The sequence below is a fragment of the Dactylosporangium cerinum genome, assembly GCF_042653625.1.
Taxonomy (GTDB): domain Bacteria; phylum Actinomycetota; class Actinomycetes; order Mycobacteriales; family Micromonosporaceae; genus Dactylosporangium; species Dactylosporangium cerinum.
Genome location: NZ_JBHSIU010000028.1, coordinates 85,421 through 100,992, shown reverse-complemented (window position 1 = coordinate 100,992; position 15,572 = coordinate 85,421). Strand labels below are relative to the sequence as shown.

At 71.1% G+C, this 15,572-nt stretch carries 8 protein-coding genes; 2 read left to right on the top strand and 6 right to left on the bottom strand.

Going from position 1 to position 15,572, the window contains the following annotated elements; genetic code table 11:
* Window positions 1-134: 134 nt before the first annotated feature.
* A complete protein-coding gene (locus ACFPIJ_RS23250) occupies window positions 135-878 on the bottom strand; it encodes a Fic family protein (protein ID WP_380117284.1) in 744 nt (247 codons plus the stop codon).
* Window positions 879-1,029: 151 nt separating this feature from the next.
* Here ACFPIJ_RS23250 and acs point away from each other — a divergent pair, with 151 nt between their 5' ends.
* Complete coding sequence (acs, locus tag ACFPIJ_RS23245) at window positions 1,030-2,994, top strand: acetate--CoA ligase (protein WP_380117283.1); 1,965 nt, start codon at window positions 1,030-1,032, stop codon at window positions 2,992-2,994.
* A gap of 1,240 nt (window positions 2,995-4,234) precedes the next feature.
* On the opposite strand, the gene ACFPIJ_RS23240 is transcribed toward acs, so the two are convergent.
* From ACFPIJ_RS23240 to ACFPIJ_RS23230, 3 genes are all read right to left on the bottom strand, one after another.
* Complete coding sequence (locus ACFPIJ_RS23240; RefSeq protein ID WP_380117282.1) at window positions 4,235-5,608, bottom strand: DUF1501 domain-containing protein; 1,374 nt, start codon at window positions 5,606-5,608, stop codon at window positions 4,235-4,237.
* 26 nt (window positions 5,609-5,634) lie between these two features.
* Complete coding sequence (locus ACFPIJ_RS23235) at window positions 5,635-7,638, bottom strand: DUF1800 domain-containing protein (protein ID WP_380117281.1); 2,004 nt, start codon at window positions 7,636-7,638, stop codon at window positions 5,635-5,637.
* A 277-nt stretch (window positions 7,639-7,915) separates the two neighbouring features.
* On the bottom strand, window positions 7,916-8,998 hold the full coding sequence (locus ACFPIJ_RS23230; RefSeq protein WP_380117280.1) for a C45 family autoproteolytic acyltransferase/hydolase: 1,083 nt from the start codon (window positions 8,996-8,998) through the stop codon (window positions 7,916-7,918).
* A 107-nt stretch (window positions 8,999-9,105) separates the two neighbouring features.
* On the opposite strand from ACFPIJ_RS23230, the gene ACFPIJ_RS23225 reads away from it, so the two are divergent.
* Window positions 9,106-10,029 carry an alpha/beta fold hydrolase gene (locus ACFPIJ_RS23225; RefSeq protein WP_380117279.1) on the top strand — a complete coding sequence of 308 codons (924 nt, stop codon included), beginning with the start codon at window positions 9,106-9,108 and terminating at the stop codon, window positions 10,027-10,029.
* Here ACFPIJ_RS23225 and ACFPIJ_RS23220 read toward each other — a convergent pair.
* Both ACFPIJ_RS23220 and ACFPIJ_RS23215 read right to left on the bottom strand, forming a co-directional pair.
* Window positions 10,026-10,388 (bottom strand): hypothetical protein, encoded by a 363-nt coding sequence (locus ACFPIJ_RS23220; RefSeq protein WP_203849553.1) that lies wholly within the window; start codon window positions 10,386-10,388, stop codon window positions 10,026-10,028. The two genes, ACFPIJ_RS23225 and ACFPIJ_RS23220, sit on opposite strands and share 4 nt — an antisense overlap.
* Window positions 10,385-15,568, bottom strand: a complete 5,184-nt coding sequence (locus ACFPIJ_RS23215) for an SseB family protein (RefSeq protein WP_380117278.1) — start codon at window positions 15,566-15,568, stop codon at window positions 10,385-10,387. The genes ACFPIJ_RS23220 and ACFPIJ_RS23215 overlap by 4 nt, the downstream gene beginning before the upstream one ends.
* Between the last annotated feature and the right edge of the window lie 4 nt (window positions 15,569-15,572).

Sequence of the window (15,572 nt, the reverse complement as noted above, 5' to 3'; positions counted from 1 at the left end):
CCGGGCACCCACGAGCGATCAGCCGCGGTAGGCACGTTGCGGCGGCACCGCAAGGACCGCCGACAACGAACGCAAAGTGCACGCATGGTAACCCGGTAGGACGTGTGTGACGGCGCCTCTAGTCGAGGCGCCGTTCACTGTGCGTAGGCGGCGCTCTCGCAGATGTCCACCAGTTCCTCCGCCGCACGCTCGGCCGCGCTCGCATAGTGCCGCAGCCACGAGCGCAGCCCGTCCGGCGTGCCGGTCGCGAAGGCGTTGGCCGCGCCCACATACTCGGGCTCGCGGCTGCGGTGGCCGACATCCATCGCCAGCAGGCCTCGAGGGTCCAACCCGCCACCGATCAGCGTCAACCGCGCCGCGGCACGCGCCACCACTCCGTTCGGACCCTCAAAAGCCTTCAAAGCCAGAAGCTCCCCGTGTACGACTGCCGCCTGCACCAGCACCGGGACCCTGGTCCCGCCCGTGACGAGCGCGGACAGCGCGTCCAACCGCGGCACGGACTCCGGCTTGACGGGGCGGCCGAGCCACGCCTCGGGCACGACGTCGCGCGCGATCAGGGTGTGGAGCCTGGCGAGCACCTGGCGGGGCGCCTTGGCCCATGTGCCGGTCAGACCGTCGAGGGCGGCGGTCGCCCGCAACGCACCCTGGACGACCGGGTCGGTCACGACCCCCGCCCGCACCCCTTCCAGGTCGAACCCGTGCGTGTCCAGCGCCGCACTGGCGACGGACGAACGCAGCGCCACCTCGGCGGCCACGGGCCCGCCCGAGCGGCGCAGGGCGCGGTGGCGCATCGCGGCGTCGACGGCGGCACGGGCGGCGTCGAAGGCGGGCCGGACATCGGCGAGTTCAAGGAGTGGAGCGAGTGGGTCAACCTGCACGGGCAAACGGTATCGTGCCCCTACTGGTAACAATACTTACAGAAGAGCCCGGCGCTCCACAGGCGCCACTCAGCGCAGAAGACTCGCAAACTGTCACACCCCCCAACTAGCCTGCTTGCGAGAGCTGGACCACATCGAGGAGCCATCACCGATGAGCGAGACCTTGGAAAACCTTCTCAACGAGACACGGCAGTTCCCGCCGTCTGCCGAGTTCGCCGCCGCCGCCAACGTGACGGAGGGTGCCTATGCCGAGGCCAGGCAGGACCGGCTCGCGTTCTGGGAGCGCCAGGCCCACCGGCTGAGCTGGGCCAAGGAATGGGACCAGGTGCTTGACTGGACCAACCCGCCGTTCGCGAAGTGGTTCGTGGGCGGTCAGCTCAACGTGGCGTACAACTGCCTTGACCGGCACATCGAAGCCGGCCGCGGCGACAAGGTCGCCATCCACTGGGAGGGCGAGCCCGGCGACACCCGCACCATCACGTATGCCGACCTGCACCGCTCGGTGTGCCAGGCCGCCAACGCGCTGACCGACCTGGGCGTCACGGCCGGCGACCGGGTCGCGATCTACCTGCCGATGATCCCCGAGGCGGCCGTCGCCATGCTCGCCTGCGCGCGCATCGGCGCGACCCACAGCGTGGTCTTCGGCGGCTTCTCCGCCGACGCGCTCAGCGGCCGCGTGGACGACGCCAGCGCCAAGGTCGTCATCACCGCCGACGGCGGCTTCCGCCGGGGCAAGCCCAGCGGGCTCAAGGCGATCGTCGACGAGGCCGCGGCCAAGTCGCCCAGCATCGAGAAGGTGCTCGTGGTGCGCCGCACCGGCCAGGACGTCGACTGGGACGACAGCCGCGACCTGTGGTGGCACGAGGTCGTGGAGACCGCCTCCGCCGAGCACGCGGCGCAGCCGTTCGATGCCGAGCACCCGCTGTTCATCCTGTACACGTCCGGCACCACCGCGAAGCCCAAGGGCATCCTGCACACCACCGGTGGCTACCTGACCCAGGCGAGCTACACGCACAACGCGGTGTTCGACCTGAAGCCCGACAGCGACGTGTATTGGTGCACCGCCGACATCGGCTGGGTGACCGGCCACAGCTACATCGTCTACGGTCCGCTGTCCAACGGCGCCACCCAGGTCATGTATGAGGGCACGCCCGACACCCCGCACCGCGGCCGCTTCTGGGAGCTCATCCAGAAGTACAAGATCACCATTCTGTACACGGCCCCGACCGCGATCCGCACGTTCATGAAGTGGGGCGACGACATCCCCGCCGGCTTCGACCTCTCGTCGCTGCGCCTGCTGGGCTCCGTCGGCGAGCCGATCAACCCCGAAGCCTGGATGTGGTATCGGGAACACATCGGCGGCGACCGCTGCCCCATCGTCGACACCTGGTGGCAGACCGAGACCGGCGCCATCATGATCTCCCCGCTGCCGGGCGTCACCGCCGCCAAGCCGGGCAGCGCCATGCGCCCCCTGCCGGGCATCTCCGCCGACGTCGTCGACGACCAGGCCCAGTCCGTCCCCGACGGCGGCGGTGGCTACCTGGTCCTCCGCGAGCCCTGGCCGTCGATGCTGCGCACCATCTGGGGCGACGACGAGCGGTTCAAGGAGACGTACTGGTCCCGCTTCCAGGACATGTATTTCGCCGGCGACGGCGCCAAGAAGGACGCCGACGGCGACCTGTGGCTCCTGGGCCGCGTCGATGACGTCATGCTCGTCTCGGGGCACAACATCTCCACCACCGAGGTCGAGTCCGCCCTCGTCAGCCACCCGAAGGTCGCCGAGGCCGCCGTCGTCGGCGCCACCGACCCGACCACCGGCCAGGCAATCGTCGCGTTCACCATCCCGCGCGGCGGCGTCGAGACCGATGGCGAGGCCGGCGAGGCCCTCATCCAGGAACTCCGCAACCACGTCGCGAAGACCCTGGGCCCGATCGCCAAGCCCCGCCAGATCATGCTCGTCCCGGAGCTCCCGAAGACCCGTTCCGGGAAGATCATGCGTCGCCTGCTGCGCGACGTCGCCGAGAACCGCAGCCTCGGCGACGTCACCACCCTGCAGGACTCGACGGTCATGGACCTGATCTCCTCAGGCCTGCAGTCCGGCAAGTCGGAGGACTGACGGCACCACATCTCGCACCCCCGGGCCGACGGCACTCCCGCCGGCCCGGGGCGAGATAGACACCGCTGGCGAGTGGATCGGAACACCCGTCGGCCCTAAGGAGGTCGGACACCGCCCGCTCCGACTTGGAGCGGACACCATCAGGCCGGCATGTGGCAGAAGTCGGGACACGCCTGCTCCGAGGTGGAAGCAGACACCAGGCCAGCACGCAGCTGAACACCGGGCGGGCCGGGTCGCACATCGCCCACATCGACGCGCTGGCGGACATCACCAGGCCAGTCAGGAACCGACACCGCCCGCTCCTGTCTACGAACAGGCACCATCAGGCTGGTGTGCAGCCAGACCCGGGCCGGAGTCGGGGCACCGCCCCGCTCCGACGTGGAAGCGGACACCAGGCCAGCACGCAGCTGGACACCGGGCGGGCCGGAGTCGGACATCGTCCACATCGACGTGCGGGCGGGCACCACCGGGCCATTCACGAGCCAACGCCAGCCGCTCCTGCCTACATGCGGACACCACCATGCGGGCGTGCAGCCAGAGATGTGGGTCGCGCGGAGCGCGAGGCGGGCCAGGGGTCGGACATCGTCCACATCGACATGCGGGCGGGCACCACCGGGCCATTCACGAACCAACGCCGGCCGCTCCTACCTACAAGCGGACACCACCATGCGGGCGCGCGGCCAGACACCACCAGGCTGGCTTGCAGCCAGAGATGTGGGTCGCGCGGAGCGGGAGGCGGGCCAGGGGTCGGACATCGCCCACATCGACATGCGGGCGGACATCACCAAGACAGTCAGGAACGACGCCGCCCGCTCCTACCTACAAGCGGACACCACCATGCGGGCGCGCGGCCAGACACCGCCAGGCCGTCGTTGACCAACCCCGCAGGATCGCTGGCCGATCACTTCGGGGCGACTGGTTCGATGCCCGCCTGCGGAATCGCCCGGTGAGTGCGGCGGCATTTTGGCACCACCCGGCCTCAGGCCCGGAGGGTTCAGCGCCCATCCCACGATCGGGAAGACCTTGAAGCACCGCCGGCCAACCCGACCTCGTTTCACCCCTTTTGCCGGATCCACTCCGACATCGGCGCCGCCGCGGCTTGATCGAAGTCCACTCCGAAGGGCAAGGCAAGCGCGAAACACGGTCCAGGATCGCGTGCCGGCGGGATCGAGGTTGGGCAGGCATGAGGAAAGGGGCGGTCCCCGGGACCGGGACCGCCCCTATGCACGCGTAGGTGGAGCTACGCGTAAATCTTGACCGGCGTGTAGGTCTGGCGGGGGAAGATCTGCCCGACCTCGGCATCCGTCAGGCCGAACCGGCCCTGTGCCACCGATCCGAACACGCTGAACATGTTGTTCATTTCCGGCAGGTCGCCGTTGACGAGGGTGGCGGTGCCGTTCCAGGTGCCGATGAGCTTGCCGGCGAGCTTCTTGCCCGACAGGACGATGACGCCGCCGCCCTTGCCGTGGTCGGTGCCGCCGCCGTTCTCCGCGACGCGCCGGCCGAACTCGGTCGAGACCATGACGGTGACGTTGCCGGCCAGGTCGCCCAGGTCGTCGAAGAAGGCGGCCATGCCGGAGGCGAGCTCACCGAAGTGCTGAGCCACGTAGCCGCCGCGGGTGCCCTGGTTCTCGTGGGTGTCCCAGCCGCCCATGCCGATGGTGGCGATGCGGACGTTGGCGCCGCCCTTGATGAGCTGGGCGAGCTCCTTGAAGGCGTTGCCGACACCGGCGTACTTGACGCCCTCGGCCGGCGTGTAGCCCTTCTGGGCCAGCGTCGAGGCCAGGGTCAGCGCGTCGATGCCGGCCTTCACCGGAGCCTCGATCGGGTGGTTGGTGCCGGTGAAGAGCTTCTGGATCGCTTCGACCGTCGGCTGCTTGTACTTGCCGTCGCCGTTCACGTTCAGGGAGGCGACGTTGTTCAGCGCGAGCGCGCCGCCGCCGCCGACGAGGGAGCGGGGCAGGGTCGAGCCGATGCCGATGGCGCGGAAGGCGGTGCCGGGTCCGAGCTTGTCGGCGAGGTTGGTGAGCCAGCCCATGCCGCCGGTCTCGGCGGGGAGGCCGCCGAGCTGGCAGATGTCGGTCGCGGCGAAGTGGCTGCGGTCGAGGCGCCGGTCACTGACGGCCGGGATGAAGGCCAGCTGGCCCGCGTCCAGGTACTTCTTCAGCGGCGTGAACGACTGGTTGAGGCCGAACCCGCGCTCGAGGGCGATCGAGCCGTTCTCCGGCAGCGTGAAGCTGGGCCGGACCCGGTTCAGCACGGCGTCGTTCATCGGGGCGAAGAGCGAAAGCCCGTCGGCGCCGCCGTACAGGAACACGTGGATGAGCGTGCCCGTCGGGGTGGCCCCGAAGGACGCCTGGGTGGTCAGGAACTGGCTGGTGGCGAGCGCGGTCGTGGTGGCCGCCGCGCCGACGAAGAACCGCCGGCGGGTGACGCCCTTGCCCTCGTCCTGCTCGTCCTCCTGGCGGGCCAGCTCGAGGTACTCGTCGCGGGTCGCCTTCTGCTCCTCCTGGACCGCGACAGCCTCGGCGCGCAGCGCGGCCTCGAAGCGGTTCGGGCCGAGCTTGAGCAGGTCGGGGCACTCAGGGTGCAGTGACGGGTGTTGTGCGCGCACTGTCTTCTCCATTGGTATGCCTCGACTTACCGAAGGTGGTGGTGGGGAGTGGCGAAGATGGCCCGGACCACGGACGCGATCGCACCGTTGAACGTGGCGTCGACGGGCGTGGCCGCCGTCATCGTCGGGCTGACGATGTGCAGGATCGCCATGCGACGGTCGTTGTCGAGCGTGACGTTGATCAGCTTCTTCGTCAGCGCGTCGAGGTAGGCACCCGCGGTGGCCGGCGGGCTGGCGATGATCGCTTCGGGCTTCGGCCAGGTGAACTGGCGCCGGCCGCCGGTGATGGCGTTGTAGGCGTCGTTCCACTGGTTGACCATCGTGCCGGCGGAGGTCCACGCCACGTAGACGTCGGGGTAGCCGTTGGGGGTCGGCAGCTCCATCGGGGCGTGGCCGAACTCCTCGAGCTTGCGCTTGATGTCGCCGAGCCCCTGCACCATCGGGCTGAGGTTCATGTTGTTCGACGTGAACCCGGCCGGTGCGTCGGCGCCGATCTCCAGCGCGCGGTACGTGGCGGTCAGGTACTCGGCGGGGCGGCGCACCTTCTGGCCGACGGACTCCCAGAACTCGGTGCGGCTCAGCATGGTCATGAGCACGGCCGGGATGTTGCTCTTCTTCTCCAGGTACGTCTTGGCCATCGCATCGACCAGCGACTTCGGCGGGACGTCGGAGACGAACCGGGTCGCGAGGTTCTGCGCCATGTACCGGGCGGTGTTCGGGTGCAGCGCCAGGTAGCGGAAGTACGCCTCCTGGACCGCCTCGCCACCTTCCGCGGTCGGGTTCGGGTGCGAGAAGCCCATGATCTTGACCGGGCCGACGTAGTGCTGCTCCGGGCGGTAGACGTACTGGTTGTCCCGGACGCTGCGGCCGGTCTGCAGCATGGCCGCCTGGCGGACGTCGGTCTCGGTGTACCCGTTGAACGCGCCGACCGTGTAGAGCTCGAGGTTCTCGCGGGCGAGGTTCTCGTTGATCTGGTCCTTCGACGACTCGTCCTGGTCGAGGTACTTCAGCAGGGCCGAGTGCTTGTTGCCGGCCACGAACATGTCCACGTAGTTGCCGAGGGCGTACTTGCGGATGACGTCGCGCTCGAACGAGGCGCGGGTCAGCTCGTTGCCCTCGTGGAAGGCCGCGACGTGGAAGTAGTCGCCGAAGAAGTCGACCATCATCTCGAAGAGCTGGCGGTCGGAGAAGAGCTGCTTGGCGATGGCGTACCGGACGTTCTGCTCGTCCGCCTGGATGCCTTTCTTGTCCAGGTCCTCGCGCTGCGTCTTGAGCTGCTCGTAGGTCATGGACCAGGTGACGAGCTCGGCGTCGGCCTTCTGCTCACCCCGGGTCAGCGGGATCGTCTCGGGCTTGAGCTGCTTGGCGATCCACGCGTTGATGCCGAGCTTGTTGATATCGGCGATCGTCTTGGCGTTCGGCCCGAAGGTGAGGCGGCCGGCGAGGTGTCGGACCGGGTCCTTGGTCGGCAGCACGGTCTTCGCGGTGACCTTGGCGTTCTTGGCCGCGTCGGCCGGCGTGCCGAACGAGTTGCCCTTGGTCGGCGTGTTCTTGCGGATGCCGAGGCCGGCCTGGCCGTTCATCAGGCTCTGGTTCTGGTCGACATACGCGGGAGCGGCGGTGTCGACGGGCGCCTCGGCGCCGGTGTTGGCCGGGTCGGTGCCTTCACCGAAGAACTGGGTGACGGCGTAGGCGCCACCACCGATCAGGGCGGCCGCGCCACCGCCGATGGCGATCATCGCCGTGCGGCGGCGCCAGTTCGACGGCTCCTCGTCATCGAAGTCTTCGTCCTCGATGTCGGGCAGGCCGTTGCCGCCGCCGTAGCCACGGGCCGCGGGATCGTAGAAGTGCGGGCCGGAGCCGCCACGGTCGGCGGGCATCGCCTGCCGGTCGTAGCCGCGCGGGCCGCCGACGCCACCCTGGGGGCGCCGACCGCTGCCGGTCTGGTCCTCGTAGCCGGACTCGTAGTACGAGTCGGCGTACGGGTCGTAGTTACCGTCAGGGCCCTGTCCCGGGCGCCGTCTCGGCACGTCTCGCTCGTTCATCTACAAATCCCGATTCCGACGATGTGGGGGCTCACGTGCGTCGATCGGAAGTTAGTGGGTGCCAAGAGCAGGTACAACCCGTGCATGAAGCGTTCTGACCAGGACTTAAGGAGCCTTGCGGCGACCCAGGGTGAAGATCGCCGCGGACGTGCCCTACTTAACCGAGCTGAGCTGCTGAAACACCCGTTTCAGAGATCGCTGCGGACCGTCATGGGAACGCGATCAGCACAGGTACATTTAAGGTGGGCCTGCACCACAGAGCTCAGGAGAAAAGTCCGGAAAGTCGGACCTCGTGATACGTATCGGCTTGGCACGGCGGCCCGGCGGCGATCGACATCCGGCGCTCGTCGAGGTCCAGCACGACGGCATAGAGCGACTCCGACCGGTCCTCCTCCGTGAGCGCATCCGCGTCGTGCCGGCAGATGGACTGCGGGTAACCACCGTGGTCTGCCAGCACCGACTGCAGGTCCTTCTCGGCAAGCACACCCGACCCGAGCAGGCGGCGCGCCCGGGCGCTCCGGAAGAACGACGCGCTGCCGAAGTCACGCAGCGTGTCGTGCACGGTCGGCAGCGCCTCGAAGTGGTTGGCGTGCGTAATCACGCCGTCGACCGGGTTCAGCACACCCACATCACCGGGAGCCACCTCGACATCGATGATCTCCCCCGGTACGCCCGCCGCAAATGCCTGGCCGAGCAACATGTTGATGCTCGCGCTGCGTGGGGTGGAGCACGCGACCCGCAGTGCCGAGCCGAGCACGCGCTGCTCGAGCACGGCCCGGAGCAGCACGTGATAGGGCACGCCGCCCGGCCGGCCGTCGCGGTCGCAGGTGAGCAGGTTGACGCAGACGCCCAGGCCCGCGTCGTTGAACCCGGTCTTGGCCAGCATGCCGGCCTCGGTCAGCGTGAGCACCGTCGATCCGCGCTCGTCCCGGGTGGCCAGCAGCAGCGTGTACGGCCGTTGCGCCGGGTGCCAGTCCCAGTTCTGCCCGAGGATGGTGTGCCCCGAGGCCGTCCGCGCGTCCAGGACGCCGATCGAGGTGCACTCGGTGTTGCCGTAGAGCAGTTCGGTGCGCGCGTTGAGCGCGTAGATCTCCTCGATCGGCACCCCGGCACCCTCCGCGACGCCGTCCAGCATCTCCGCGATCCGCGGCGCGTGCTGCCGGGACGCGGCGCGGAACAGGGTCCCCGCGCGCCGGACCGCCGGACGATCCAGGCCATTCGCCGCGAACCGCTCCAGATAGTTCGCGGTGTTCGCGGCGATCAGGGATCGGGCGGCAACACCGTACGCGACGCCACACTCACCGGGCGTACCCTCGACTTCGACCAGCGGCAACGGCAGGCTCATGCGCTGAACGCTAAGCGTGACCGACCCCTGCCGAGAACCCTCGGCGTTACGGATCACAGCCGGTCGCCTGGCAGAGTTCTTGGCCGCGGGGCCCTACGCTGAGCCACATGAACCCCTCGGTTGACGACACGTGCGTCATGATCGACGGGCCGTGGTCGCACCGCTTCGTCAGCGCCAACGGCACGAGGTTCCACGTCGTGGAAACCGGCACCGGTCCGCTGGTGCTGTTCCTGCACGGTTTTCCCGAGTTCTGGTATGCCTGGCACCACCAGCTCACCGCGATCGCCGACGCGGGCTTCCGGGCCGTCGCGGTCGACCTGCGCGGATACGGCGCCAGCGACAAGCCACCACGCGGTTACGACGGGTACACGATGGCGGGCGACGTCGCCGGCCTGATCCGCGCCCTGGGCGAGCGCAGCGCGCACCTCGTCGGCGCCGGCTACGGCGGCATGATCGGCTGGGCCACCGCGGCGTTCCACCCGAAGCTGGTGCGCCGCCTGGTCGTGCTCGGCGCGGCCCACCCGCTGCGGCTGCGCGCCGCGCTGGCCACCGACCCCCGCGGCCAGCTCGCCGCCGCCGGGCCAGTGCTGAAGTTCCAGCTGCCCCGCTTCGAGCACATCCTCACCAGGAACAACGCCGCGCTCGTCGGCGAATACATGGCGATGTGGGGCGGCCCGGACTGGGTCGGCACCGATGAATACCGCGACTACGAGCGTTGCTGCCGGGAGGCGATGCGCATCCCGCAGGCCGCGTTCTGCGCACTGGAGACGTACCGCTGGGCCGCCCGCTCGGCGTTGCGGCTACAGGGGTACCGCTTCGTCAAGCAACTCCAGACGCCGATCACCGCGCCGACGCTGCAGCTGCACGGCGCGCTCGACACCGCCGTCCTGCCCCGCACCGCGCAGGGCTCGGGACGCTACGCGCAGGCGGAATACGAGTGGCGCCTCCTGCCGGATGTCGGGCATTTCCCGCACCAGGAGCAGCCCGAGCTGATCACCGGCGAGATCCTGCGCTGGATCAAAACCGGCTAGACCCGGTATTCGCGCAGCTCGCTGACGTCGGCGCGGGGCGCCCAACCCTGGTAGACGCCGTAGTCGAACTCCTCCAGGCCGAGCTCGGCGGCGACGGTCGACTTGCCGCCCGTGTACTCGACCCGCAGCCACCCGTCGTGCTCGCCGAGCACGATGAACGGCTCGTCCCGCCAGAAGCACGTGGTGCGCACGTAGGCGAAGTCGACCTCGCTCAGCGGCACGACCCGCCGGAACCGGCCGGCCCGCACCTCGTCGAAGCCCTCGCTCGGATCCGGCCGGTACAGGCGGACGTTGTCGCCGTCGGGGCTTGCCTCGTATTCCGCGCCCTGCCAGCGGGCCGCATAGCCGTCGCGGATCACAGCTCCTTGCCCTTCCGCCACGCCGGCCCGTCCGCGTCGAGGCGGGCGATCAGCTCCTGACGACCGTCGCGCCGCAGCCGCCACAGCTCCGCGTGATGCGGCAACCGGGCACTGTCCACCTTGAACTCGGCGATCACGTCACTGGTGTCGCTCGGCGCGAACCCGTTGCCCCGGAACGGCGGGCGCTCGATGACCCAGCCCTCCATCGCCCGCATCGCCGCCTGGTTCGGTCCACCGTATGGGATCCGGTACAGGTCGCCGCGGTACGCCTTCCAGCGCAACACGTACGCCTCTTCGGCATCCGGCTTGAACGACGAACCCGCGTACCCCAGACCCAGCACCTGATACAGCTCCTCAGGCGTCTGCAGGTGCGCCACCTCACCGGCCCGGTGCACGAACCCGGACACCCGGTCGTACCCGCGTTCCAGATAGTAGGACAGCTGCTCGGGCGAGATCGGCTTCTGCATCAACAGCGGCCCGCTGGACACCTGCGGCTCGAACGCCGGCCTCGGCTGCTGCGCCGGCTTGGCCGCGGCGGCCGGCGCCGCCTCGGGCTCGTCGACCCCGAGACCCAGCTCCGCCGCCCAGGTCGCGAGCTGGACCACCTCAGTGCCCGGCAGCACCGCCCCGATCGGCGAGTCCGGATTCACCGCGAACGCCAGCTGGTCCCCCGGCGGCCAGTTCCGGATCAACCGCGTGAACTTGATCCAGCTCGCCTGTGTGTCCGCGAGCCGGTCCGCCAGCCGCTCCGCCGACGTGAACACGACCAGATGCGGCAGCCCGTTCATGTGCTCGGTCCGCCACGACGCCGGGTCGATCGGCCCCTCACCGGACCACCCCGGCACCAGGATCTTCGCCAGCAGCAGCGTCGACAGGAACCGGTCGGTGCTGTTGGCCTGCACCGCATCGAACAGGTCCTGCTCCACGGTGTTCGCCGGCCGGAAGTCCCGCGCCTGCGCCGCCGCCGACTTCACGGGCACCGTCGCGGGTGCCGTTGCCGGCGTTGTGGGCGTTATGGGCGTTGTGGGCGCCGCCACGACCTCCGCGTCGACGACCTCGGGCTCATACACCGACTCGAAGAACGACCTGACTTCTTGCGAAGGAGCCGCTGTTGTCTCGTTTGCCGCCGGTGTACCCCCAGCGCCTTCCGCGCCACTGAAGAACGACACCGGGGCGTCCCGTCCGGTCGCCGGCCCGCCGATCGCCTGAGTGGACTCGGTGTCCTCCCGTTCGACCCACGACTGTGCCTTACCGGTGGCGCTGGACCGAGCGACGCGCTCCTCGATGGCCCGCAACTGCTCGGCCAGCTCGCGGGCGGCGAGCTCTTCGGCCGCCTTCGCCTGCGCGGCCCGTTCCTCGATCGCTCGCAGCTCCGCCGCCAGGTCGAGCCCGGCCGCGCCGGCCGACGGCCGCCAGGGCTCATACGCGCCCTGGCCGCTCTCCGACTCCGCATCCTGCTCCTGGGCCAGCCAGCTCAGCGCGGCCCGTTGCTCGGCGGCCCGATCGAGCGCCGCGCGGTCCCGCTCGGCCTCGGCCCGGTCGGCGGCGGCCCGCTCAGCGGCGGCCTCCTGCGCGGCCAGCTCACGGGCTTCCTGCTCAGCGAGCTCACGGGCCTGTTGCTCGGCCAGTTCCCGGGCCAGCTCCTGCGCCGCGAGCTCGCGGGCTTCCTGCGCGGCCAGCTCACGGGCAGCTTCCTTCGCCGCCAGTTCGCGGGCTTCCTGGGCGGCAAGTTCGCGGGCTTCCTGCGCGGCCAGCTCACGGGCGGCCTCGTGAGCGGCAAGCTCGCGAGCTGCCTCCTGCGCGGCGATCTCCCGCGCGGCTTCACGGTCGGCTTCCTGCGCCGCGAGCCGCCGGGCCTCGTCGCGCGCGGCCTGCTCCCGGGCTGCCTGCGCCTGGGCCGCGTGCTCTCGCGCGGCCTGCTCACGGGCTTCGTCCGCCGCCTGCTCCCGGGCAGTCTGCTGCCGCGCTACCTGTTGAGCGGCGATCTCCCGCGCAACCTGGTCGCGGCCGCTGTGCTCCAGCGCGCTCGGCCCCCACGGGGCCGGCTCATGCGATGGCTCTTCTCCTGCAGGCTCCGGCTGCCCGAACGCCCGCCCGGGCGCGTCGAACTCGGACGGCTCGGTGTCGGCAAAGAACGGATGCTCGTCCAGGTCAGGAACCCGCCCGAACCCAGCGGCCTTGGCCCTGCCCTTCACCGGACCGAACAGCGACCTGGGCTCATTGACCGGCGCCTCGACCGAACCGGTGGGCGGCTCATCAACCTCGGGTGCCTCGATGTCCAGCCTGCTGAACCCGGGCCGGTCAAACACGGGCCGATCGAACGGCAACGGCGGCTCAGCCTGCGTCCGCCACGACGGCGCCTCACTCCGCGCATCGCCCAGAACCTCGCTCCGCGCCAGGTCGCCGCGCGCCGCATCGCCCCACGCCACAGCTTCGCCCTGCGCAGCAGCCTCACCACGGGCCGCAAGGTCACCACGGGCCGCGTCGCCACGCCCCGCATCGCCACGCCCCGCATCGCCCCACGCCACAGCCTCGCCCTGCGCAGCAGCCTCACCCCGCGCCGCAAGGTCACCACGGGCCGCGTCGCCACGCCCCGCATCGCCCCACGCCGCAACGTCTCCACGGGCCGCGACGCCCCACGCCACAGCTTCGCCCCGCGCAGCAGCCTCGCCCCACCCCGCAGCATCGCCCCGCACTCCAGGCTCGCCAAGCGCCGCGAGGTCGCCATAAACCGCAGCACCCCGCGCCGCAAGATCACCATGCCCCGCCTCGCCCCGCGCAGCACCGTCGCCCCACGCAGGACCGTCGCCCCGCGCCGCAAGGTCTCCATAGCCCCCAGCGCCACGGGCCGGAACGTCACCACGCTCCTCGCCAAGCGCCGCAAGCGCGCCATAAGCCGCAGCACCACGGGCCAGAGCGTCGCCACGGGCCGGGAGGTCGCCACGCCCCTCGTCAAGCGCGGCAAGGTCGCCATACGCCGCAGCGCCACGGGCCGGAACGTCGCCACGGGAAGCCGCATCGCCGCGGGACGCGGGGTCGCCGGGGGCAGCCAGGAAGCCGCCCTGGTCACCGGGGCGCGGACCGGGTTCGCTGGCGCCGGGCCGGGACGTGTCATCGCGGAACGCGGCGGGCTCGTCGGACCGGTCCCAGCCGGACGCCAGGAACCCGCCGGGACCCGACTGCGGCGCCCCACCCTCTCGGGCACCGGGCTGCTGCGCACCGTTCTCACCAGGACCGAACGCGCCAGGACCGAACACACCGGGATCGACCAGGCCGGGACGCGATGCCAGCACACCGGCGTCGCCCGCCTCGGCGCGCGACGGCAACGGATCGGCGGGGCGTGGGCGCGCCGGCAGACTGCTCGGCCGACCCGGCAGCGCACCCTGATCACTGGGCCGCGACGAAAAGCTGCTCGGCCGGCCCGGCAGTGCACCCTGGTCGCCGCCGCTGGGCCGCGACGGCAGGCCACCACCGGCACCAGGCCGCGGCGGCAGGCCGCCCGCATCGCCGGCACCCGGACGGGACGGGAAGCCGCCGGCGTCGGACGGGCCCGGTCGTGACGGCAGGGCACCGCCCTCGCCTGGGCGGAACGCAGCGTCGGGACGCTCGCCCGGCTGGCGGGTCGGCAGCGGCGGAGCTGCCGAAGCGGGCAGGGTAGGCGGCGGTTGCCAGGCGGCCGGGATCACCGGGTCGGCGTGCTCGGTGAAGATCTCGCCGAGACTGCGCGCGGGTTCGCGACGTGGCCAGTACCGACGGGGGTCGCCCTCGTGGTCATCCTGCTCGCCGTCGGCACCGGCGCCGCGCGTGGGAAGCCCGCCGGCTGCCGAAGGCCGCGCCGGCAGTCCGGGCGATCCACCCGCCGGCGAGGTCGGCCGCTGCGGCAACCCACCAGAACCGGGGGCCGGCGAAGTCGGCCGCTGCGGCAGCCCAGGCTCACCGGCACCGGGCCGCTGCGGCAGGCCGGGCTCACCGGCACCGGGTCGCTGCGGCAACCCAGAAGATCCTGGAGCGGGAGACGTCGGCCGCTGCGGCAGGCTGGACGCGCCGGCCTTGGACGGCGGCACGGGACGCGTGTCCGCACCCGGTGACCAGCCCGGCGAACGCCCAGGCACGTCGGGCTTCAGGTCCCCGAACAGCTCCCGCTCGCCCGGCACGTCCAGCGAGCTGCGATCCGACTCGTCGAAGAGCCCGGACCGCCCAGGCACTGCCGGCGGCGGCGCGGCGGCGGCCGGCGGCGTGGCCGGGGTGACCGGTGGCCGGGGACGGCGGAAGTCGGCGGGCCGCTCATACCCCGCGGCGCCGGTCGTGCGCTCGTAGTTGATCGGACGGTCCGCCCGCGTCGGCAGGAACGCCCCGGGCGGCGCCACGTCAGGCGGCGGCACGTCCCGCTTCGCCGGCGGCCCCGACGGCGAGCGCTGCACTGTGGAGGCGCCCGGCCGGCCCCCGGGCGGGGGCGCGGGAGGGGCTGGAGGCGCAGACACGGGAGGCGCCGGTGGCGCGGACTCGGCTGCCTTCATCCGGTGGCGCTCGATCGGCGTCGGCGCCGGCTGGTTGGGCACGCCGCGGACCGGCACCTGGGCCGTCGCGCGGGCCCGTGAACCGGCGGCCTGCTCGATCCTGGCGCGGGCGCCGAGCGTGCGGCCCGGCAGCCGGACGTCGCCGCGGGTGATTTGGGTCACGAACCACGACGGCAGGTAGCCCTCGATCGGCAGGCCGGGGTTGACCGCGAGCCACCAGTCGACATTGGGCCAGATGCTGGAGAGGTCGCGGAACGGCACCCGCCGGTGCGTGCCGGGATGCCCGGCAAGGCACTCGCGGAGCGCCTCGGGCGACGTGAACGCCAGCACATGCGTGCGGCCCTCGGTCGTCCAGGTGCCCCAGCCGGAGTCACCGTTCTGCACGCCCTCAGGCGCGATGGGCAGCATGATGTCCGTGCGGGCCAGGATGCGGAAATACTGCTCCTGGTCGTTCGCGCGCAGGGCGTCACGCATGGCGCCTTCGGCCTCGGTGGCCGGCTCCCACTCGCTCACGGCCACCCCCTCTGTCGGGCTCGGAACCGCCGCGCTCGCGAAACTTAACCTATACGGCCACGGCAATCCGAGGGGTGCGACCCAGCAAGCGCTCCGGCCAGCATAGCGATGGAACCGCCCCGGAACCCAGGCCTGTCTCACGAGCGTCACCGTC

What these genes read in the sequence shown, in the direction of transcription:
- acs (WP_380117283.1), top strand. Translation starts at nt 1,030, where the DNA reads ATGAGCGAGACCTTGGAAAACCTTCTCAACGAGACACGGCAGTTCCCG.
- ACFPIJ_RS23230 (WP_380117280.1), bottom strand. Translation starts at nt 8,998, where the DNA reads ATGAGCCTGCCGTTGCCGCTGGTCGAAGTCGAGGGTACGCCCGGTGAG.
- ACFPIJ_RS23225 (WP_380117279.1), top strand. Translation starts at nt 9,106, where the DNA reads ATGAACCCCTCGGTTGACGACACGTGCGTCATGATCGACGGGCCGTGG.